Source organism: Psychrobacter sp. (genome assembly GCF_036731945.1).
Lineage (GTDB): Bacteria > Pseudomonadota > Gammaproteobacteria > Pseudomonadales > Moraxellaceae > Psychrobacter.
The window spans coordinates 62,612-64,402 of the sequence record NZ_DAINDI010000005.1; the positions used below are offsets into that span (position 1 = coordinate 62,612).

Consider the following 1,791-nt stretch of genomic DNA (forward strand, 5'->3'; position numbering starts at 1 on the left):
GAGCCAAACGCTTGACCGGTCATCATCGGGATATGATGTAAGCTGTGATTATGCACGATGTCAATCTCACCACGTTCATCGCGCTCGATAATATCGCGTAGCACATCTTGATAGACCAAATACTGATACATCTCCTCACGGCTCATGCCTAAATTCTCATGCTCATTCGGATAGACAGTTTTATCAAATGCTTCTCGGGTTAGCATTGGAACGAGGCGGGCCCGCGTTTGACTGTCTTTATGCGCATAAAGTAAAACCTCATGACCTTGGGCAACAAGCTCATCACATATAAGCTGAGTAATCATCTCAAGCCCGCCAGCAAAGGGCTGCGCAATAGGATATAAACAATGAGCAATCATCGCAATGCGTAAAGGTTTATCCGCTAAAGAGGCAGGGCGTTCAGCATTATTATCAATAGCATCTATAAAATTAACAGGGTCAGCAACGGGCATAAGTACCTCAAAGTAAAACGAGCGATTATGGTAAATAAGTAAAAAAGGATTTAATAAAATCAATGCCTAAAGCTAACTATTAAGAATTAATAATCTTTTTGTCTTCAAATGTCGTATGCATTTCAGGTTGCAGTGGCTTTAGACTTTTGGTTGGTTTGCGAGGCTGACTAGTAGCCAAGGCAACCGTAGGTTTAGACTTAATACTAATAGTGGACAGATTTTTCTCAGAGACCCTAAAGTTATCAAATGCCACTTTTGCGGCGCCGATTTTTAACGTACAAACCAACAACGCACAGATAAATAATAGCGGAGAATAAAGCGGCGAAAACGGTGCCACTATAACGGCAGTGATGATATTAAGCAGCAAAATCAGCTTGGGTAACGCCACCATATTTGCACGACGTAATGAGCTTTGAGTGCGAATGTATGCTTGCTTTGGCGTACAGACAAAGGGTTTTTCACTACCCCATAACACAGGCAACCAAGATAGCGCGCCAAGCTCCCAAAAGTTCAGATGCATCAGCCATGCTCTGACACGCATTTTGATACTAGACTGATGGTTTTGATTAAGCTGTCTGTTTAGTGGCGCTTTATCCTGTAAATATGCCCATAATCGCCTTATGATAAAAACGCCATAGCTGGCATAAACGACGTACAAAGGCGTGAGTAGGGACATGTTAGGCGTGACGTCCGAGAACTGAGCTTTTAGAAGTGCGTAGCCAAGGATAAATAAGGTCGCCAGCTGCAAAAATATAAATAAACCAGTGAAGTTTATCCAAGCACTGAGCTGCGAGAGATGCGCGCGCGTATACGCTAAACGTTTACCCAGACTTTTCGTATCTTGGGTTTTAGTGGGCAAGTCTATTGCAAAATAGTTGCTTAACACCTGCATATTGCCATAAATCCAGAGCCGACGCTGACACATTAAATCATTTAACGAGGTAGGTAAGAGACCTGTCGCAATGACTTCTGGTATGAACTGACTGCGAAACCCTTTTTTATGCATCAAGACGCCCATTTGCGCATCTTCGGTAATCGAGGCACCCGACCAACCGCCTAAGCTCAAAAGATCTGCGCGGCGTATCACTGCATAAGTGCCTGTTGATAGTGCACGCTTACGATTAAAGGGGCGATATAAGTGATGATTAAAGTAATGGTTAAGCTCGCTGTGCGTGTCCACTTGCCCAGCACTGCGGTAAAACTGTGGAAACTGTAAAAGCGTATGGTTTGGATATTGCTTAATAGCGTGGGCAATCGAGTCTCTGGCTTGGGGCAAGGCTTGATAATCACTATCGACCACCACAATGTGTGAGCAGTCTGGATTCATAAGCCCCAACGC

2 protein-coding genes are annotated in these 1,791 nt (G+C 44.0%); both read right to left on the bottom strand.

Annotated features, from left to right (window positions below):
- Window positions 1-452: glycosyltransferase (locus V7D75_RS02010; RefSeq protein WP_333613201.1), on the bottom strand; the 452-nt coding region annotated here is incomplete at its 3' end.
- A 79-nt stretch (window positions 453-531) separates the two neighbouring features.
- Window positions 532-1,791: glycosyltransferase family 2 protein (locus V7D75_RS02015; RefSeq protein ID WP_333613202.1), on the bottom strand; the 1,260-nt coding region annotated here is incomplete at its 5' end.